This window comes from Enterococcus faecalis, from assembly GCF_029024925.1.
Taxonomy (GTDB): domain Bacteria; phylum Bacillota; class Bacilli; order Lactobacillales; family Enterococcaceae; genus Enterococcus; species Enterococcus faecalis.
Genome location: NZ_CP118962.1, coordinates 870,090 through 890,276 on the forward strand (window position 1 = coordinate 870,090; position 20,187 = coordinate 890,276).

General features: G+C 37.6%; 15 protein-coding genes and 1 pseudogene. 14 read left to right on the top strand and 2 right to left on the bottom strand.

Annotated features, from left to right (window positions below; genetic code table 11):
• The first annotated feature begins 42 nt into the window (after positions 1-42).
• The 6 genes and pseudogenes from PYW42_RS04320 (at position 43) to PYW42_RS04345 (ending at position 7,526) form a co-directional block, all read left to right on the top strand.
• The gene (locus tag PYW42_RS04320) at positions 43-2,292 is read left to right on the top strand and encodes an amidase family protein (RefSeq protein ID WP_002388798.1); all 2,250 of its coding nucleotides are present in this window, start codon (positions 43-45) and stop codon (positions 2,290-2,292) included.
• A gap of 79 nt (positions 2,293-2,371) precedes the next feature.
• Positions 2,372-3,316, top strand: coding sequence for an aminoglycoside phosphotransferase family protein (locus PYW42_RS04325; protein ID WP_002393453.1), 945 nt, complete (start codon positions 2,372-2,374; stop codon positions 3,314-3,316).
• 42 nt (positions 3,317-3,358) lie between these two features.
• Positions 3,359-4,008, top strand: a pseudogene (locus PYW42_RS04330) (DUF4767 domain-containing protein).
• 109 nt (positions 4,009-4,117) lie between these two features.
• Entirely contained in the window at positions 4,118-4,528 is a 411-nt protein-coding gene (ndk, locus tag PYW42_RS04335) for a nucleoside-diphosphate kinase (RefSeq protein ID WP_002381321.1), read from the top strand.
• Positions 4,529-4,687: 159 nt separating this feature from the next.
• Positions 4,688-6,298 carry an aspartate 4-decarboxylase gene (aspD, locus tag PYW42_RS04340; RefSeq protein WP_002388895.1) on the top strand — a complete coding sequence of 537 codons (1,611 nt, stop codon included), beginning with the start codon at positions 4,688-4,690 and terminating at the stop codon, positions 6,296-6,298.
• Positions 6,299-6,440: 142 nt separating this feature from the next.
• The gene (locus tag PYW42_RS04345) at positions 6,441-7,526 is read left to right on the top strand and encodes a hypothetical protein (RefSeq protein ID WP_002409914.1); all 1,086 of its coding nucleotides are present in this window, start codon (positions 6,441-6,443) and stop codon (positions 7,524-7,526) included.
• Between the two features lie 115 nt (positions 7,527-7,641).
• On the opposite strand, the gene PYW42_RS04350 is transcribed toward PYW42_RS04345, so the two are convergent.
• Positions 7,642-8,445, bottom strand: coding sequence for a Cof-type HAD-IIB family hydrolase (locus tag PYW42_RS04350; RefSeq protein WP_010816102.1), 804 nt, complete (start codon positions 8,443-8,445; stop codon positions 7,642-7,644).
• Positions 8,446-8,650: 205 nt separating this feature from the next.
• Between PYW42_RS04350 and PYW42_RS04355 the strand changes: the two genes are divergently transcribed.
• The 3 genes from PYW42_RS04355 to PYW42_RS04365 all read left to right on the top strand — a co-directional run bounded on the left by PYW42_RS04355 (position 8,651) and on the right by PYW42_RS04365 (position 12,190).
• The gene (locus PYW42_RS04355) at positions 8,651-9,226 is read left to right on the top strand and encodes a DUF1361 domain-containing protein (RefSeq protein ID WP_002386206.1); all 576 of its coding nucleotides are present in this window, start codon (positions 8,651-8,653) and stop codon (positions 9,224-9,226) included.
• Positions 9,227-9,377: 151 nt separating this feature from the next.
• Positions 9,378-10,784, top strand: coding sequence for an NCS2 family permease (locus tag PYW42_RS04360; RefSeq protein WP_002355943.1), 1,407 nt, complete (start codon positions 9,378-9,380; stop codon positions 10,782-10,784).
• Between the two features lie 209 nt (positions 10,785-10,993).
• Positions 10,994-12,190 (top strand): multidrug efflux MFS transporter, encoded by a 1,197-nt coding sequence (locus PYW42_RS04365; RefSeq protein ID WP_002381323.1) that lies wholly within the window; start codon positions 10,994-10,996, stop codon positions 12,188-12,190.
• A 54-nt stretch (positions 12,191-12,244) separates the two neighbouring features.
• Here PYW42_RS04365 and PYW42_RS04370 read toward each other — a convergent pair whose 3' ends face one another.
• Positions 12,245-12,430 carry a YjzD family protein gene (locus PYW42_RS04370; protein WP_002355945.1) on the bottom strand — a complete coding sequence of 62 codons (186 nt, stop codon included), beginning with the start codon at positions 12,428-12,430 and terminating at the stop codon, positions 12,245-12,247.
• Between the two features lie 117 nt (positions 12,431-12,547).
• Between PYW42_RS04370 and dnaE the strand changes: the two genes are divergently transcribed.
• From dnaE to rpmF, 5 genes are all read left to right on the top strand, one after another.
• Positions 12,548-15,877: a DNA polymerase III subunit alpha gene (gene dnaE / locus PYW42_RS04375; protein ID WP_002388947.1), complete on the top strand. Its 3,330-nt coding sequence runs from the start codon at positions 12,548-12,550 to the stop codon at positions 15,875-15,877.
• A gap of 172 nt (positions 15,878-16,049) precedes the next feature.
• On the top strand, positions 16,050-17,012 hold the full coding sequence (pfkA, locus tag PYW42_RS04380; protein ID WP_002355947.1) for a 6-phosphofructokinase: 963 nt from the start codon (positions 16,050-16,052) through the stop codon (positions 17,010-17,012).
• 64 nt (positions 17,013-17,076) lie between these two features.
• Entirely contained in the window at positions 17,077-18,834 is a 1,758-nt protein-coding gene (gene pyk / locus PYW42_RS04385; RefSeq protein ID WP_002355949.1) for a pyruvate kinase, read from the top strand.
• Positions 18,835-19,207: 373 nt separating this feature from the next.
• Positions 19,208-19,777, top strand: coding sequence for a YceD family protein (locus PYW42_RS04390; protein ID WP_002363429.1), 570 nt, complete (start codon positions 19,208-19,210; stop codon positions 19,775-19,777).
• A gap of 56 nt (positions 19,778-19,833) precedes the next feature.
• Positions 19,834-20,013 carry a 50S ribosomal protein L32 gene (gene rpmF / locus PYW42_RS04395; protein ID WP_002355952.1) on the top strand — a complete coding sequence of 60 codons (180 nt, stop codon included), beginning with the start codon at positions 19,834-19,836 and terminating at the stop codon, positions 20,011-20,013.
• Positions 20,014-20,187: the final 174 nt, after the last annotated feature.

Consider the following 20,187-nt stretch of genomic DNA (forward strand, 5'->3'; position numbering starts at 1 on the left):
TACAGATTTTTTAACTGTATTAATAGATGAAGGATGTGACTTATGAAGAAGTCGATTTTGTTCAAAAAGTTAGGGATTATTTTATTAATTAGCCAAACACTGGTAGGGGTACCAATGTTGGCACAAGAAAGTATACTAGAAACAACCGTTCAAACAGAGACGGAATCAGTAACAACAGAAACCAGTCAGACTGTAGCTAACTTGGAATCTGAAACTACTAGCCAAACGGTGATGCAGGAAAAAGAATCCTCTTCGGCAATCGCCGAAAGCAGTAGCCGAAATGTGGTTGCAGTAACCACTGAAACCACAAATGAGATACAAAATAGTGGTACAGATGGAAAAGCTGTTTCTGCAGAGAGTGTTTTTTCAGAAGCAGATTATAAACAAGCAACTGCACTGGAGTTAGCAACTTTAGTAAGAGAAAAAAAGGTGACGAGCGAAGAATTAGTAAAAATTGCGTTGGCCATCACTAAACGTGAAAATCCTACATTAAATGCGGTCATTACTTTACGAGAAGAAGCGGCTTTGACAGAAGCAAAAGCTTTACAAGATACAGGTCAACCATTTCTAGGTGTGCCGCTCTTACTAAAAGGGTTAGGACAATCCTTGAAAGGTGAAAGCAACACGAACGGTTTTGGTTTTCTCCGAGATCAAGTAGCTGGTGGGACATCGACCTTTGTCAAAGCACTACAAAATGCCGGATTCATAATCATTGGTCAAACGAATTATCCAGAATTAGGTTGGAAGAATATTTCAGATTCAAAGTTATATGGCGTTTCCGTCAATCCATGGAATCCTAACCATTATTCAGGTGGTTCTTCAGGCGGAGCGGGTGCTAGTGTCGCCGCGGCATTTGTTCCCATTGCTTCTGGAAGTGATGCTGGTGGCTCTATCCGCATCCCTGCTTCTTGGACAGGCACCGTAGGTTTGAAACCTTCTAGAGGAGTAATCATTGGCAATTCTAATAGTGCAAAAGGTCAAACTGTTCACTTTGGTTTAAGTCGAACCGTGGCGGATACAAATGCATTATTTGAAACCTTATTAACCAAAAAAGATCTTCCTGCGGGACATTTAAGTCAAGCGCAACCCATTGCTTATACAACAGAATCTCCTGCCGGAACGCCTGTAAGTGCCGAAGCAAAAGAGGCGGTCGCTGAAGCTGTTGCTTTTTTAAAAGACCAAGGGTACACATTGGTTGAAGTGAAGCACCCTGTTGATGGGGAACGTCTAATGAAAAATTATTATACTGTAGCTGCTGGCTCAGCAGGAATTGCCGATTTTATGGCGCGGCAGAAATTGAAAAGACCGCTTGAACGAAATGATGTAGAACTGTTAACATGGGCGCTTTTTCAAACAGGAAAAAATATAACGAGTGAAGAGACAACTGCGGCTTGGACAGATATTGCTTTACAAGCACAAGTGATGGACGAATTTTATCAACAGTATCCTATCTTATTAACACCAACGACAGCTGCCACGGCACCTAGTATTGATAATCCGTTACTAAAGCCAGAACATGCAGCACAGATGGAAAAAATTGATCAATTGTCACCAGCAGAACAAAAACAATTGATTTATGATCAATGGCTGACGGCGTTCACATATACACCGTTTACACAACAAGCAAATTTATTTGGACATCCAGCATTAAGTGTACCAACTTACGTTTCAAAAGAAGGACTGCCTTTGGGGATTCAATTTAATAGTGCATTAAATGAAGACCGAACATTGCTACAATTAGGTGCTTTATTTGAAAATAACCACAAGATAAATCAACCACATGTAGAAGAACCAGACAAAGACAAAGAACCAGATGCAAGTGGCGAACCAGAAAAAGACAAAGACCCAAATGCAAGCGGCGAACCAGATAAAGACAAAGAACCAGATGCAAGTGGCGAACCAGACAAAGACAAAGAGCCAGATGCAAGTGGCGAACCAGACAAAGACAAAGAGCCGGATGCAAGTGGCAAACCAGATAAAGACAAAGAAACAAAAACAAGTGAAGGACCAATCGAAGGAAAAGATCAAAACCAAAACCCAGACAAAGCTGGAAAAACTACTAGTGAGTCATCCTTAGATAATTCGCTGAATTCATCAGCAAATCAGGGAACCAAATCAACAGAAAGTACGCATGCTTTTTCTAATAAAAGTATGATTGGGAAACAAGAACAGCTTCCCAAAAAAGTATTACCAAAAGCAGGTGCAGAAGTACCTAGTACTTTCTGGGTTGTTTTAGGAGGAGCTTTCTTAGTAACGAGTGGAACGATTTATATAAGGAAAACTAGAAAATGATAACCAGTGAAGGCTAGAGACAATTTATCCCCAATTGTCTCCAGCCTTTTTTCTTTGGTATACTAAAACCAATAGGGAAATGGAGGCGAAAGTAATGAGGGCGTTTGAGAAGATTCCAGCGTTTCAGCAATGGCAAAAAGTTGAAGCTATTCATCGTGGTTGGTCAACGGATTTAAAGTTTAAAGTTACTAAAAATCAAGAAACCTTTTTATTGCGAATTTTTCAACAAGAAGAGTTATTAGCCAAACAACAAGAATATCAATTTATCAAAAAAGTAGCGGCGTTAGGATTTCCCAGTTCTAAACCTTTTTTATGTGCACCTATTCCTGAAAGTGAACAAGGATACATGTTATTAACGTATCTAGAAGGTGAAGACTTAAGCGATGTTTTACCCGCTCTTTCTCCCAAAAGACAACTGAACTTAGGCGTAGAGGCAGGCCGCTATTTAAACAAGATCCATAAGCTTTTGTTGCCTGAAAGGATTAGTCAAAGAGAGATTGCGCGAAATTTATACGAAAAAAAGCAGAGTCAACTAAATAAGTATAAGGAATCTCAATTTTGTATGCCGTACCAGCAGCCAATAATTTCATATTTAGAAAAACAATTACCGTTATTGCAACAACGGCCTGTGGTTTATCAGCATGGAGATTTCCATGTGGGAAATTTTATTTACTTGCCAACTAGGCAGGTCGGTGTGATTGATTTTAATCGATGGGATTTTGGGGATCCTTATGAAGAATTTTACAAGTTACAATTTTTTTCAAGAAATGTTTCGCCATTGTTTGCTTATGGTCAATTACAAGGTTATTTTGCTGGGAAAGTTCCTACCTTATTTTGGCAGTTTCAAAAGCTTTATACTTTTCACGCAGGACTCTATTCTTTAGTTTGGGCACTGAGCTTTGGTGAAAAAGAAATCAGGACTATGGAACAGCAATACCAACAATTACTAGAGGACTATAATTGTGGAGAATTACTAGTTCCCAAATGGTTTTCAACTATCCAAAGAAAGGGATTGAGATTTTAGGTTTATTTCGATAGAATAAAAATAAAAACAGGAGTTTAAGGAATGAAACTAAACGGGATTATTATGATAGCGGTTGTTGGAAGCGTTTTATCTAGCTGTGGTTGGCAAAAATCGAAAGAGGAATCACAGAAAGTACAAACCGTACAAACAATGTAAATACTGAAGAAACAAGAGCAATTTCAGCAACCGAAGTTAGTCAAACCACGGCGTTGGAATTAGAGCAAACAACGCAAACACAAGAATTAACTGAATTAGTTACAGAAGAAGGGACGATTTGGAATCAGCAAAAAGCAAAACAGTTAGGACAATACATGGAAATCTGGGGTCAAGAACGCAATCAGAACTATCAAGCGTACCAACCAGGTCACTCTGTAGCTTTTTACACGATTCAAGTGCCTGATGATTTATTGAGTTATGAACCTAAAATACAACCAGCTATTGGAAACAATCCCATTTGGTTAAATTGGTCAGAAACAGGCAGCGAAGGGGGTTATTGTCTGGTGGCAGTATACTCTGACAGTGCGACACAAGTTGCCCAGAAGCATGTCTATTTATTTACTTTAGTGAATGGTGAAGCCAAAGTTTATGTGAGTAAAGAACAGCCAGCAGAAGAGCAACCTTATTTGTTTTTAAAAGAAACAAGTAATACAGAACTGAAAGAACAATTCACAAACCTTGTGAATAATCTTTAATTTTTTATTTAATCAAAAGGAAAAGAAAATTTATCATTGACAAAGTATCCGCTTTCATTTTATTCTGTAGCTACCCCTTGGGAAAGGGCAAAAGGAAGTTTTGAAAGGGATGGAAAAAATGAAGGAAACAAGTTTAGTAATTATTAAGCCAGATGGCGTTGAACGAAAGTTAGTTGGCAAAATCATTCAACGTTTTGAAGATAAAGGTATTGACTTATTGCACCTTAAATTCGAACGACTAACAGTAGAAACAGTGAAGGAACATTATGAGCATTTAAAAGATGAACTATTTTTCCCTGAATTATTAGCCTATATGACAAGTGGCCCAGTGGTTGTGATGGTCGTTGTAGGGGACAATGTGGTTAAAAAAGTGCGTAAATTAGTTGGAGCAACGAATCCGTTAGATGCTGAAAGTGGCACCTTACGAGCAGATTATGGGTTGTCTGTCACCAAAAATTTAATCCATGCTTCTGATTCTGTTCAATCAGCAAAAATTGAGATGCAACGGTTCTTTGGTTAATCAGCGAAAAAGAAGCAATCCTTTATTTTTTATAAAGGATTGTTTCTTTTTTATTAATTGTCAGAATATTCCGCTTAAATGGTTGACATCTGGAGGTAGAAGAGTAGTATAGACTACATACTAAATACTAAATGACCGCGTGTGCTTCAGGAGGATAAAATGATAACAAGTGATGAATTGACAGAAAACCTTAGTCCGTTTGAATTAAGTCTATTTTTAGAGAAGAAATTACATGAAGAAAATCATAATTTAGAAACATTGTTAAATGCAGGGCGAGGCAATCCTAATTGGACGGCGCCAACACCAAGGGAAGCCTTTTTTTTATTAGGTCAATTTGCTACAAAAGAAACGTTAAGAGAGGGGAGCGAACAAACGGCTGGTATGATTCAGCCAAGTTTTGGTAGAACGCAACGCTTCTTAAACTTTTTAGCAGAAAATCCTAGCAAAGGGGCAACCTTCTTACAAGAAATTTGGACAGCAGAGCATAACTATTTTGGGATGGATAAGGAAATGTGGTTAGATGCCATGTTAGACTATGTGATTGGGGATAATTATCCGAATCCTGTTCGTTGCTTGAAGGCGTGTGAACAACCGATTAAAGCATATTTAAATCAAGAATTATTTTCCAGCGAAGCACAACCGTTTGATATTTTTGCCGTTGAAGGTGGTACAGCAGGGATTTGTTACTTGTTTGATACGTTGGCAAATAATTATTTACTAGAAAAAGGTGATCGTATTGCGTTGTTATTACCAACGTTTGCTCCTTATCTAGAAATTCCAGAACTACCACGTTATGATTTTGACGTGGTTAAAATCAAAGCAGAGCAAATGATCATTGATGGAAAAACGACGTATCAATACTCAAACAAGGAAATTGATAAACTAAAAGACCCGTCCATCAAAGCGGTTTTTGTCGTAAATCCCAGCAATCCAACTGCCAATGCTATGGGAAAACCTACCATTGAACAAATCAAACAAATCGTTGCAGTGGATAACCCTAAGTTAATGATTTTAACAGATGACGTTTACGGAACCTTTGTGCCAGTTTTTCGTTCACTATTTACGGAGTTACCTTACAATACAGCCTGTATCTATTCTTATTCTAAATACTTTGGCGCTACTGGTTGGCGTGTGGGGACTATTGCGGTTAGCCAAGAGAACATCTTTGATCAATTATTAAAAGAATTGCCAGTGGCTCGAAAAATGGAATTACAGGCACGTTATGCTACATTGAATGCAGACACAAGCCAAATTAACTTTATCAGCCGCTTAGTCGCAGACAGCCGCGATATTGCGTTGAACCATGCAGCGGGACTTTCTTCTATTCAGCAAGCGATGATGGCTTTATTTAGTTTGTATGCTTTGTTAAAAGACGGTCAAGCATATAAAGACGAAGTGATGGATATTTGTCATACGCGTGAAAAGCTCTTGTTCCGCACCTTAGGCATTGAAGAGCCTTTAGCAAGTTTAAATACAGCATACTATTGTGAAATTAACTTTAGAGATTGGACAGAAAAACGTTATGGCCCAGAATTTTCAAGTTATTTAACGAAATCGTGGACGATCACAAAAGTATTAACTTCGTTAGCAGAAAAAGAAAAATTAATGCTTTTAAAAGCGGATGCTTTCGGGAGTGACAAATGGTCAGTTCGAATTTCTTTAGCCAATTTAGCTACTAACCAATATAGTGAAGTTGGTAAACGAATGATTCGCCTATCTGAACACATTAAAGAAGAGTGGTTGCGCCAAAAGCGCCAAGCAATTAAATAAAAAAACGCTAAGTCTCTTAAGCTGCAAGAGGTTTAGCGTTTTTGTTTATTATTTATTCATTTTTCCGTCAGTTTTGGTTTATAAATGTTTGCTACACTGGAGATAAGAGGAAATTAAGCGTTTATAAAAAGGAGAGAAGTGAATGAAACATATTAAAGGAATGTTGGTTTTTATCGGATTATTTGTTTTGGTTGGTTGTGCGCCAGATCAAGAGCCAACGAAACAAACAACAAGTGGTCCGCAAGAGACAAAGCAAGTGAAGCAAGTTACCGTCACCAATCAAACGACTTCTGCGGTGGAAAAACAAGCGCCGGCTAAAAATGACGAACTGATTGCTAATCAATTGACTTTTGATTCTCATGAATACACTTACGAAGTGGTTACAGGGGCCACACAAACGACATTTGGTACAACCCCACCAGCAAAATATACACCAGAAGAAAAAAAGGAAAAAATGTTTTGGTCCAATCAACCGCCTTTGGGATTAATGACGGGTAACTATTATAAAAATGAAGGTGTATTTACTGGGGGAAATTACGGCATTGTAGAGATTATTACGGAACCTGAAACGCAAAGGATTCTGAATGTTGAGTTTACAGAGTTTGCTAGTGATCCTTATTATGATACACGCTATTCGGGTGTAAACAAACGCCTGTCAGATTATCCTGAATTTCAAGCAAGCAACACGCGCACAGACGATACGTTAGTCACCGTTGTTAATGGTATTACTTATGTAGAAAAACAAATGCGTGACGAAAATCGTGTCACAGGTAATTTTTATACGGTACGCGGTTCATCAACTTCTGCGCGTGAAGGTTTAATGCCTTTAGCAGCAGAGATGGACACTTGGCTAAAAGAGTCATCGAAAGAAACGTATATCGGTTACGCAGAAGATTTAGGCAATGGCCTAATCGGTCGACTTCAAGTGATAACAGAAGAGCAGAAAATAAAACATGTCAGCTATGATGAATACTTTTCAGATGAACAGGAAAAAATCACAGAAACAGCCCTGCGGCCTTTTTATCGTCAATCGAAATATTATTCACCAGGATATAATAAACAAACCAACAATTCTTTTATTCATTTTGTAGATGCACTAACAAAGGCCATTACGACACAACAAACTTTATCCGTTAACGAAGAACAAGAGCTACAGCATCCGTCTTTTACTACTTATCAAAGATTGGCTGAAAAAATCAGCACGTTTCAAAATTCATTGAAGGAATAAGAAAAACGAAAGTAGGGCATAAGTCGTTTCGACTTATGCCCTACTTTTGTAATCTTAAGATTATCAGCTAAACCAAAGTGAGTTCTTTTTAAAGAAATACTTTTATTTTAGCCTTTTATAGATCTAAATAATTTTCTAAGTAATCTGCTAAACCAACTTGATCATTTGTTTTTTCAGTGACATCGTTGGCTACGGATTTAATTTTATCCGTGGCATTGTTCATAGCAACACCCCAACCAGCATAACTTAGCATTTCTTCGTCATTATGTTCATCGCCAAAAGCAATGATATCAGCTGGTTTGACAGATAAAAAGTTCGCCACTTGATCAACGCCATGGGCCTTTTGAATTCCTTTTGCGACCATTTCTAAAATAGGCATTGGACCGCCCCAAGTGCGGACATCAATATAATCACCATATTGTTTTGTCAATGTATCAGCAACTTTTTCAGCTTGGTTTGGTGTGGTCCGAACCATCATTGAGGTAGGATTTGTTCGTAAATTTTTAGCAGTAAGTAAATTATCTAAGGTTGCTTTGGAAGCAAAAAATTTCGGATCGAACCCATCTAACGTATCGATATAAAATGTTTCTTTGTTTTCAGCAGCAACAAAATCTAATTGTAATTCTTTTTTCTGTGCCAAAATGTCAAAGACTAGGTCACGCTCAATATTGGCTTCGCTTTCCAAGTCCCATTTTTTCTCTGGAATGTGGACTAAAGCACCGTTAAAGTTAACCATAGGGGTCGTTAGGCCAAGTTGTTGGTAAAATTGATGACTCATTCTATAGGGACGTCCAGTGGCAATACTGACGTAATGACCGTTGTCAATCGCTTTTTTTAGTGTTTGTTCGGTTTTTGGACTGATTAAAGACTGTGCATTTAATGTTGTGCCGTCTAAATCAATAGCAATTAATTTTTTCAAGTAAAAATTCCTCCTAAATGCCTTTTACTCAGTCTAGCATAAAACCGAAGATTATCAAGGGGAGAAGCATGTTCATTTATAAGGTTTAAAAAAAAGCTTAAGAAGTATGCTACACTAAAATAAACCGTTTGAAAAAGGAGCGCAGAGCATCTTGAAAAATTCTAGAAATTATTTACGAGTGATCACCTTAATCTATTGTATCTATATGTGGTTATTTGCTACGCATTTTCATTTTATGGCGTTGAACGTGTTGTTAGCCTATATTCCAATTGAACTTAGTTATCTTTTAAATGCAGAAAAACGTAAAAGGGATTGGTTGATAGGTTTTGCTTGGTTAATTTTTTATCCTAATGCGCCGTACCTATTTACGGATTTTTTTCATTTAGAAACGCTATCTATTTATCGAGGCTTTAATACGATTTTTGCAAACCAAATTGGTGATTGGTGGGCGTTTGTTTGCTTAACTAGCGGGATTGTTATATATGGACTTTTAGGGATGAAAACAGTAACAACTGTTAGTCAGAAATTGCAAAGTTATTGTGACTATAGAACAATTGTAGTCTTTCAAGCCAGCCTTCATTTCTTGTCTGCTTTGGCGATTTATGTTGGACGTTTTGATCGATTACACAGTGTCTATCTTTTTATGAGTCCAATTGAAACAGTGAAAATTATCTTTTTTGACTGGTCCCTTCAAAAATTAATGTTTATTTTATTAATGATGTTTCTACAGATGCTGTTGTTTGGGCTAATCCAATTATTAGGAAAAGAAGAAGCAATGTAAAGCTTTTTCTTTTTTTATATCCACAAAACACGAACGTTATATAGAAAAATATATATAATAGTTAATATTTTGTTGTAAAAAGATAGTGATTCTCTTATAATCAAAGAGTAATTATTCGAAAACATGGATTTTAAGGGAGAGAAGTGCAATTATGAATACGTTTTTCAAATTAAAGGAAAACAAGACAACGGTATCAACTGAAATAATGGCGGGGGTTACGACCTTTTTTGCAATGAGTTATATTTTATTTGTTAATCCGTCCATTCTTTCAGAAACAGGGATGCCTTTTCAGGCTGTTTTTTTAGCGACCATTATTGCTTCAATCATCGGTACATTAATTATGGGGCTGTTTGCTAATGTACCTTACGCTCAAGCACCGGGAATGGGACTCAATGCTTTCTTCACGTTTACGGTCGTTTTTGGGATGGGGTATACTTGGCAACAAGCATTAGCAATGGTTTTTATTTGTGGTTTGATTAATATTTTAATTACAGTGACAAAAATTCGCAAAATGATTATTAAAGCAATTCCAGAGAGTTTACAACATGCTATTGGTGGTGGGATTGGAATTTTTGTCGCTTATGTAGGGTTGAAAAATGCTGGCTTACTAAGTTTCACAGTACAAGCAGAACCTCAAAATGGTGTTGTGAATGGTTCGAGTATCGTGCCCGCTTTAGGAAATTTTGATAATCCAGCCATTATTTTGGCGGTAATTGGGTTAGTTTTAACAACGATTTTAGTTGTCACGAATGTTCGTGGGGCTATTTTAATTGGCATTGTGGTTACTACGTTAGTCGCAATTCCAATGGGGGTGGTAGACACTGCTTCGGTTGATTGGCATGCTAATTCGTTGGGCAATTCATTTAAAGAATTAGGTACAACTTTTGGCGCTGCTTTTGGTGCTGAGGGCTTACAGTCATTGTTTAGTGATTCTTCAAAAATTCCTCAAGTCTTAATGACCATTATTGCCTTCAGTTTATCAGATACGTTTGATACAATTGGAACATTTATCGGTACGGGACGTCGAACAGGGATTTTCTCTAAAGAAGATGAATTAGCTTTAGAAGATAGTAAGGGCTTCAGCACTAAAATGGACAAAGCTCTATTTGCAGATGCTATTGCAACATCTATCGGTGCGATTTTTGGTACATCGAATACGACAACTTATGTAGAAAGTGCAGCAGGAATCGGTGCGGGTGGTCGAACAGGTTTGACATCGGTAGTGGTAGCAATTCTATTTGCCCTAAGTAGTCTTTTTTCACCACTTATTGCTATTGTGCCAGCACAAGCTACGGCTCCAGCGTTAATTTTAGTGGGAATTATGATGTTAGCTTCTTTCAAAGACATCAATTGGACGGATTTAGAAGATGCGATTCCAGCATTTTTTGCTTCAATTTTCATGGGATTATGTTATAGCATCTCTTATGGGATTGCTGCTGGGTTCATCTTTTATGCAGTGGTGAAAGTAGTCAAAGGAAAAGCCAAAGAAGTTTCACCAATTATTTGGGTCATTGATGCGTTGTTTATCTTAAACTTTGTAATCTTAGCTATTTTATAGTAAATAGAAGTGAGGCTGAGATAACAGCGGTTAGCTTTGAAGGTGTTGCGTTTATTCAGCTATTTATCTTAAGCCCAAGTGTTAAGAAGTCTGGCAGATTGGTCGTTTTGACCGGTCTGTCAGACTTTTTTTTAAAAGAATTTTCTTTTGAGAGATTCACTCTTTTAGAGTATAGTGGTAGGTGAAGAGGTGATAAGGTGGATAAAAGTATGAAAATAAAATGGAAGCAGAATTTGTTAGTCGCATGGATTGGTTGCTTTTTTACAGGGGCGAGTATTAGCTTAGTTATGCCGTTTATTCCAGTATACGTTGAACAATTAGGGACGCCTAAGAGTCAAGTAGAGTTGTTTTCTGGATTGGCAATTTCTGTCACGGCGTTTGCTGCTGCGATTGTTGCACCGATTTGGGGAAATTTAGCTGATCGAAAAGGTCGGAAAATTATGATGATTCGCGCTGCAGCAGGAATGACGATCACAATGGGGGCGTTAGCATTTGTCCCTAATGTATACTGGCTGTTGATTATGCGTTTTATGAACGGAATTTTATCCGGCTATATTCCTAACGCAACAGCGATGATTGCGTCGCAGGCGCCAAAAGAGAAAAATGGCTGGGCTCTAGGGACATTATCAACAGGTGCAATTGCTGGGACGTTAATTGCGCCATCGATTGGCGGTGCGTTGGCACAGTGGTTTGGAATGGAAAATGTCTTTATTATTACCGGTGTTATTTTATTCATTACAACGTTGTTGACTATCTTTTTAGTTAAAGAAGATTTTCAACCAGTTGAGAAAAAGGATTTATTAACGACTAAAGAAATTTTTAGTAAGATGGATCATGTTTCAGTATTGATTGGTTTGTTTGTGACTACGTTAATTTTACAATTAGGAATTACAAGTATCAGCCCAATCTTAACGCTATATATTCGATCTTTAAGTGGCGATACAGAGAATGTATTATTTGTTAGTGGTTTGATTGTTTCGATTGCCGGCGTTTCAGCAATTATTTCTTCTCCAACTTTGGGAAAAATTGGGGACCGCATTGGGAACCAAAAAGTTTTATTAGGCGGATTAATTCTTTCTTTTATTTGTTACATTCCCATGGCGTTTGTGCAAACACCTTTTCAGTTAGGTGTTTTACGATTCCTTTTAGGTTTTTCAACAGGTGCTTTAATGCCATCAATTAATACGTTAATTAGTAAAATAACGCCAACAGAGGGCGTAAGTAGAGTTTATAGTTACAATCAGATGTGTAGTAATTTCGGTCAAGTTTTAGGACCGATGGTAGGGTCGACAGTTGCCCATGGTTTTGGCTATTCTTCTGTTTTTCTGGTAACCGCTTGTTTCGTTTTAGGAAACATTGGGTTGTCCTTCTTTAATTTCCGAAAAGTTTTAAATAAAAAGCTCTAAACAGTTGAAAAGATAAAAAAACCAGTTACAATAACTTTAGTAACTGGTTTTTTCTTATTTAACAGGTTTGGTTTCTTTCGGTACTGCAAAGTGTGCAATTAATAAAATAATAACGGCTGTTGCCAACGATAGAATCGTTGTCATTTTAAAGTCGTATGAACCACCAGATAATGCACCGCCGATATATCCAACGACTTGGCCTAATGCGAAGGTCCAGAAAAATACAACAAGATAACGCATATGAGCACCTCTTTTCTAGCTCTTAGTTTAGCATATTTTCTTTAAAAGTAAAGAATCCGCGATAGGAAAATAAGAGAAGAGGCAAAAAATAGCAAGGATTCAAAAAGGAGCTGTCCAATGTCATTTCCACAATTACATACCGTTACTTCCTATTCGCTTTTATCTAGTACGGTTAGGATTCGTTCCTATGTAAAACAAGCGAAAGCGTTAGGTTATCAAACATTAGCGATTACCGATATCAATGTCTTGCATGGGGCGGTTGAATTTTATGAAGCATGCCAAGAAGCGGGAATTCAACCAATTATCGGTTTAAGATTAGAATATACCCCAGCAGAAAAAGAAGGGCATTCCGAGTTGCTTTTATTTGCTAAAAATTTAAAAGGGTATCAGCAATTAATGCAACTATCTAGCAGTAAAATGACGACAGAGGGTCCCTTTTACTTAGCGGAACATCAATCCTTATTAAGTGATTTATTTGCCGTGACTTTGTCAGCCAAAGGAGAAGTCGCCCAAACATTTTTTGAAGATGAACAACAAGCGGTTCACGCTTTCCAACAACTTGCTTCATATTTTGATCCCCAGTCGTTATTTGTTGAACATTCTTTTTCAATGAATCAACAACGCAATCCAGCGCTCTTTTCTTTTTACCAACGAGAACAATTACCTGGCGTGGCTTTGCAAGAGGTACGTCATTTAACAAGGGAAGAAGGCTTTGCCGTTACTGTTCTTGAGAGCATCAAAGAAAATAATCAATTGAATATTACAAGCCAAACACCGGAAATAGAAGGTCTGAATTACTTGCGTGAAGCAGAGACGACGATGGAACAAATGCTTCAAATAGCTGGTGCAGAAGTGGTCCAGAATACGATTCAGCTAGCTGAAAATTGCCGAGTTGACATTCCTTTACATCAAAAATTATTACCGCATTTTCCTGTGCCTGATAATCAAACGGCTGGTTCTTATTTACGCACATTGTGTTTAGAAAAATTACCAGAAAGAGTGCCTCATCTAAATGAAGTTTACCAAAAACGATTAGAAAAAGAGTTAACCATCATTCACAATATGGGCTTTGATGATTACTTTTTAATCGTTTGGGATGTGATGGACTTCTGTCATAACAATCAAATTGTTACAGGCGCTGGCCGAGGTTCAGCTGCAGGCTCTTTAGTGTCCTATGTGCTATCAATTACAGATGTAGATCCAATCAAATATGATTTGCTTTTTGAACGTTTTTTGAATCCAGAACGCTACACGATGCCCGATATTGATTTAGATATTCCTGATAATCGGCGGGAGGAAGTTTTAGCTTATGTCAGTCAAAAATATGGTCATTATCACATGGCGCAAATTGCCACGTTTGGTACGATGGCTGCGAAAATGGTTTTACGGGACGTTGCACGTGTTTTCGGGTTGTCCCAGAGTGAAGCGAATCGTTGGTCGGCAGCTGTCCCCAACAAGCTGAAAATTACGTTAGAAGAAGCGTACCAAGAGTCGAAACGGATGCAAGAATTGGTCAATTTTTCACCAAATAATCAATTGCTCTATAAAACAGCTGTTCAGCTAGAAGGATTGCCTCGCCATGTTTCTACGCACGCAGCAGGTGTGGTAATTAGTGATGAAAATCTTTTGAATTTGGTTCCGTTACAACTAGGATCGAATGAAATTTTATTGACCCAATTTACTATGAATGATGTTGAAAAAATTGGTCTTCTGAAAATGGATTTCTTGGGCTTAAGAAATTTATCCATCATTGATGATACCCTCACAGCTGTTAAACGCGTCTATAATCAAACCATTCGTTTGAATCAGATTCCATTAGATGACGAAACGACGCTGGCTTTATTTAGAAAAGGGGAAACAAGTGGTGTTTTTCAGTTTGAATCTGCTGGAATTCGGAATGTATTAAGAAAATTAGGGCCAACTAGCATTGAAGATATTGCTGCTGTCAATGCCCTGTATCGTCCTGGTCCGATGCAAAATATTGATGTTTTCATCCGCCGGAAAAAAGGCTTGGAACAAATTAGTTATCCAGAGCCTAGTCTCGCCCCCATTTTGGAAAATACGTACGGAATTATTGTTTACCAAGAGCAGATTATGCAAGTTGCTGCGAAAATGGCTGGCTTCTCTTTAGGGCAAGCTGACATTTTACGTCGGGCCATTAGTAAAAAGAAAAAAGATGTGCTAGATGAAGAACGGAATCATTTTGTTAATGGTGCGTTACAACAAGGCTATCCCAAAGAAACAGCTAACCAAGTGTACGATTATATTGAGCGCTTTGCTAATTATGGCTTTAACCGCTCGCATGCATTTGCCTATTCCTTTATTGGTTTTCAAATGGCTTACTTGAAGGTTCATTATCCGAGTGCTTTTTATGTCGCATTGTTGCATTCTGTTCGTCATAATCCAACAAAAATTAAAGAATATATTGGCGAAGCTAGAAAAAACAAGCAGACGATTTTGCAGCCGTCAATTAACCAAAGTCACTACAGCTTTTACCTAAATCAGCAACAGCAAATTTTATTTGGTTTTAGTTCTTTAAAAGGAATCCGCCGAGACTTCATTCAAAATATTTTAAATGAACGCCGAGAAAATGGACCGTACAAAACGTTCGATGAGTTTCTTTTGCGAATTGACCGTAAGTGGTTGAAAGTTGAAAATATCGAACCATTGATTGCCATCGGTGCATTTGACGAAATTGCGCCTAATCGCCGTCAATTAGCGGTAGGTTTAGAGAGTAATATCCAAAGTATTCTTCTCAGCGGTGGTAGTATGGATTTGTTAGAAACGTTGAAGCCCAAGGAAGAAGAAATTGCCGATTATCCGCTAGAAGAGCGACTAGAACAAGAAGAACAATATTTAGGGGTCTATTTATCAGGACATCCGACAGAAGAGTTCAAAAAAACACGCTTAGCCAAGCAAACGCAACTTGTTCATGAACTTGTTGAAAATCAGCCCACGAAATTATTGATTTATGTCAAAAACATTCGGACGATTCGGACCAAAAAGGGAGAACAAATGGCCTTTGTTGATGGGGATGATACAACAGGAAGTATTTCACTAACGTTGTTCCCAACTGTTTTTCGCCAGTTAAGACAGAGTGTCGAGAAAGGGCAAGTTTATTATGTGGAAGGAAAAGTGGAACGCAGTACGTACAATCAAGAATTGCAAATATTGGTTCAACGAATAGAAAAAGCGCAACAAGTAGAAACATCAATTAGTGACGAAACGTGTTTTATCAGAATTACAAAAGATGTCGAACAAACGGACGTTTTTCAGAAAATGAAAGAGGTACTCAGTCGTCATGCTGGACACATTCCAGTGATTGTCTATTTTGAAAAAACAGGAAAGAAAATAGTATTAAATGAAGAAAATTGGGTCGCTCATACAAGCGCTAGTCAGCAACAATTAGCTTACGTTTTAGGCGAGCAAAACGTCATTTTCAAATGATTTACGGTAAAAAATACTAGTTGTTTTCAACTTTTTTCATTTTTTTCTTCTTAACTCAAGACATTTTGGTTCTTTAATGGTAAAATGAATGACGTAATATTTTTGTATATCAATTTTTGCGAAAAGGTTTCTTTTGGCAGTTGAAAGTATATTATATGAGGTGAAATAGCGAATGAAACGCATTGGTATTTTAACCAGCGGGGGAGATGCCCCTGGAATGAACGCTGCAATTCGTGCAGTCGTACGCAAAAGTATTTTTGATGGAATCGAAGTTTACGGTATTAACTATGGATTTGCCGGTTTAGTCGCAGGCGACATCCGTCGTTTAGATGTTGCTGACGTTGGCGATAAGATTCAACGTGGTGGAACATTCTTGTACTCTGCTCGTTATCCTGAATTTGCTACTGAAGAAGGGCAATTAAAAGGAATCGAACAATTGAAAAAATTCGGTATTGAAGGCTTAGTTGTTATTGGTGGAGACGGTTCTTATCATGGCGCAATGGCTTTGACAAAACGTGGTTTCCCCGCTGTTGGAATTCCTGGAACGATTGATAATGATATTCCTGGAACAGATTTCACAATCGGTTTTGATACAGCGATTAACACTGTTTTGGAATCAATTGACCGAATTCGTGATACAGCGACTTCTCATGTTCGTACATTCGTTATCGAAGTAATGGGACGTAACGCTGGTGATATCGCATTGTGGTCAGGCGTGGCAGGCGGAGCAGATGAAATCATTATTCCTGAACATGATTTTGATATGAAAAACGTTGCCAAACGTATTCAAGAAGGCCGCGACCGCGGGAAAAAACATTGCTTAATCATTTTAGCAGAAGGCGTAATGGGCGGAAATGAATTTGCTGATAAACTTTCTGAATACGGTGATTTCCATACGCGTGTATCAATTTTAGGACACGTGGTTCGTGGGGGCTCGCCAAGTGCTCGTGACCGTGTATTAGCAAGTAAATTTGGGTCATATGCTGTTGAACTTCTAAAAGAAGGCAAAGGCGGTTTATGTATCGGTATGTTAGATAACCAAGTAGTTGCAGCTGATATTATTGACACGTTAGAAAACAATAAACACAAACCAGATTTATCTCTTTATGAGTTAAATCATGAAATTTCTTTTTAATCTTGTATATTAGCTAATCTTATTAGCTTTGTATAAACAAATTTGGAATAGGAGCGTTTTAGTAATGAAAAAAACGAAAATCGTATGTACGATTGGACCAGCTAGTGAATCCGTTGATATGCTAGTAAACTTAATTAATGCAGGTATGAATGTTTGCCGTTTGAACTTTTCACATGGTGACTACGAAGAGCATGGTGCTCGTATTAAAAACATTCGTGAAGCTGTAAAAATTACAGGGAAACGCGTAGCGATCTTACTAGATACAAAAGGTCCTGAAATCCGCACAAATGACATGGAAAATGGCGCAATCACAATGAAAATTGGTGACTCAGTACGTATTTCTATGACAGAAGTTTTAGGAACAAATGAAAAATTCTCAATCACTTATCCAGAATTAATCAATGATGTAAACGTAGGTTCACACATTCTTTTAGATGATGGTTTAATCGATTTAGAAGTAACTGATATCGACCGTGATGCAAACGAAATCGTAACAGTTGTTAAAAACGAAGGCGTCTTGAAAAACAAAAAAGGCGTTAACGTACCAGGCGTTTCTGTAAACTTACCAGGGATCACTGAAAAAGATGCTAACGATATCCGTTTCGGAATTGGTCAAGGAATTGACTTTATCGCAGCTAGCTTCGTTCGTCGTGCTTCTGACGTTTTAGAAATCACTAAAATTTTAGAAGAAGAAAACGCAACACACATCCAAATCATTCCTAAAATCGAAAACCAAGAAGGTATCGATAATATCGATGAAATCTTAAAAGTTTCTGATGGTTTAATGGTTGCTCGTGGTGACATGGGTGTTGAAATTCCAACAGAAGATGTTCCAGTTGTCCAAAAAGCTTTAATTAAAAAATGTAATGCTTTAGGTAAACCAGTTATCACTGCAACACAAATGTTAGATTCAATGCAACGTAACCCACGTCCAACACGTGCGGAAGCAAATGACGTAGCAAACGCAATCTACGATGGAACAGATGCAGTAATGTTATCAGGCGAAACTGCAGCAGGGGATTACCCATTAGAAGCTGTTCAAACAATGGCTCGTATTGCAGTTCGTACAGAAGAAACATTAGTTAACCAAGATTCATTCGCATTGAAATTATATAGCAAAACAGATATGACTGAAGCAATCGGACAATCTGTTGGCCATACAGCACGTAACTTGGGTATCCAAACAATCGTTGCGGCAACAGAATCAGGCCATACAGCACGTATGATCTCTAAATACCGTCCAAAAGCACATATCGTTGCAATTACGTTCTCAGAACAAAAAGCACGTAGCTTATCATTATCATGGGGTGTTTACGCAACAGTTGCTGACAAACCATCAAGCACAGATGAAATGTTTAATTTAGCTTCAAAAGTATCACAAGAAGAAGGTTATGCTTCAGAAGGTGATTTAATCATTATCACTGCTGGTGTTCCAGTTGGCGAAAAAGGCACAACAAACTTAATGAAAATTCAAATGATCGGTTCTAAATTAGTTCAAGGTCAAGGTGTCGGCGAAGAAGCAATTATTGCAAAAGCCGTTGTAGCAGGAACTGCTGAAGAAGCAGTTGCTAAAGCGACTGAAGGAGCTATTTTAGTTACAAAAACAACAGATAAAGAATACATGCCTGCAATTGAAAAAGCATCAGCATTAGTTGTTGAAGAAGGTGGTTTAACTTCTCATGCAGCTGTTGTAGCGATTGCGCAAAATATTCCAGTTATCGTAGGTGCTGCAGATGCAACATCATTAATTAATAATGACGAAGTGATTACTGTTGATCCTCGTCGTGGTATTGTTTACCGCGGAGCAACAACAGCTATCTAAATCTAATTAATTCAATCATTTGATTTTAAGCAATATGTACTCGGACGCAAAGCTGGGACAAACCGATTCGTCAGTTTGTCTCAGCTTTTTTTACAAGGAAGACAGTGGTATGAAATGTTCAGAAAACACGTATTCAGTAAATAAAGAGTTGGGCGCAAATAGTAAAATTATGTCTTAGTTTTAAATTATCTATGTTATTTCACACAAAAATTTTGTTATTTAATTGAATAAGCGCTAAGTTATCTTCAACAGAAAAACAATTATAAAAAAAACGAAAGAAAAACAGGAAATAAGAAAGGGCTGTCAAGAAAATTTCATTGACAAAGCTTTCATACCCCTGTATAATAGCTTTTGTTGCTTAGGAGTGATAATTATGAAGTGGTCTTTGTTAGAATTAAATAAATACAAAGAAGAGCCGCTAGTGTTTTCAGAAACATTGCATCTTAAAGAAGAGCTTCTTCAACGAGATGATACCTTGTTGGATGTTAGTCCAATCAAAGTAGAAGGCTTATTAGCAGTCAATAAATCAGAATATTTACTTCATTACACTATTCAGGTAACTGTAACCGTTCCTTCATCCCGTTCTTTAGAACCTGTGGCTTTGCCAATGCAAATCACGGTCGATGAAGTCTTTATGACAAAAGAACAAATGGATACAAGAGATGAACGATTTGCAGCTGAAGAGATTATTTTATTGGACAAGCCAACAATTGATTTAGATGAATCTGTCGAAGACAACATTCTATTGTCCATTCCAATTCAAGTGCTTACAGAAGAAGAACAAAACAGTCAAGAAATGCCAAGTGGCAATGACTGGGAAGTGATTTCAGAAGAAGCATATTTGGAAAGTAAGCAGAAAGCAGCAGAACAAACAGTGGATCCTCGTCTGGCTAAACTATCAGAATTACTCAGCGATAATGCTGAAGAGGAAGATAACAGCTAGGTTGGAATATATTGTGTATGTAAATACACGCATCTTTACAAGGAGGTGGAACAACAATGGCAGTACCAGCTAGAAGAACTTCTAAAGCGAAAAAAGCAAAACGTCGCACACACTACAAATTAACAATCAAAGGCTTAAATGCATGCTCAAACTGTGGTGAAATGAAAAAAAGCCATCACGTATGTCCAGCATGTGGTCACTACGATGGAAAAGACGTAATGTCTAAAGAAGCATAAGCATAAAAACATTTTTTGAAATGTTGAATCCCCTAGGCTAACCATGGAGCCTAGGGGATTTGTATTTTTTTAAGAAAATATGAAGAAATTGGAAATTTATTGGCACTATATTGTTTTCATATGAAAGATAGTGCGTTATAATAGTGAGGATTATAAGAGAATGCTCATAGAATT

Bases quoted from the DNA above. Each gene is read 5' to 3' on its own strand.
- PYW42_RS04320 (WP_002388798.1), top strand. From the start codon at position 43: ATGAAGAAGTCGATTTTGTTCAAAAAGTTAGGGATTATTTTATTAATT.
- PYW42_RS04325 (WP_002393453.1), top strand. From the start codon at position 2,372: ATGGAGGCGAAAGTAATGAGGGCGTTTGAGAAGATTCCAGCGTTTCAG.
- ndk (WP_002381321.1), top strand. From the start codon at position 4,118: ATGGAAAAAATGAAGGAAACAAGTTTAGTAATTATTAAGCCAGATGGC.
- aspD (WP_002388895.1), top strand. From the start codon at position 4,688: ATGATAACAAGTGATGAATTGACAGAAAACCTTAGTCCGTTTGAATTA.
- PYW42_RS04345 (WP_002409914.1), top strand. From the start codon at position 6,441: ATGAAACATATTAAAGGAATGTTGGTTTTTATCGGATTATTTGTTTTG.
- PYW42_RS04355 (WP_002386206.1), top strand. From the start codon at position 8,651: ATGTGGTTATTTGCTACGCATTTTCATTTTATGGCGTTGAACGTGTTG.
- PYW42_RS04360 (WP_002355943.1), top strand. From the start codon at position 9,378: ATGAATACGTTTTTCAAATTAAAGGAAAACAAGACAACGGTATCAACT.
- PYW42_RS04365 (WP_002381323.1), top strand. From the start codon at position 10,994: ATGAAAATAAAATGGAAGCAGAATTTGTTAGTCGCATGGATTGGTTGC.
- PYW42_RS04370 (WP_002355945.1), bottom strand. From the start codon at position 12,430: ATGCGTTATCTTGTTGTATTTTTCTGGACCTTCGCATTAGGCCAAGTC.
- dnaE (WP_002388947.1), top strand. From the start codon at position 12,548: ATGTCATTTCCACAATTACATACCGTTACTTCCTATTCGCTTTTATCT.
- pfkA (WP_002355947.1), top strand. From the start codon at position 16,050: ATGAAACGCATTGGTATTTTAACCAGCGGGGGAGATGCCCCTGGAATG.
- pyk (WP_002355949.1), top strand. From the start codon at position 17,077: ATGAAAAAAACGAAAATCGTATGTACGATTGGACCAGCTAGTGAATCC.
- PYW42_RS04390 (WP_002363429.1), top strand. From the start codon at position 19,208: ATGAAGTGGTCTTTGTTAGAATTAAATAAATACAAAGAAGAGCCGCTA.
- rpmF (WP_002355952.1), top strand. From the start codon at position 19,834: ATGGCAGTACCAGCTAGAAGAACTTCTAAAGCGAAAAAAGCAAAACGT.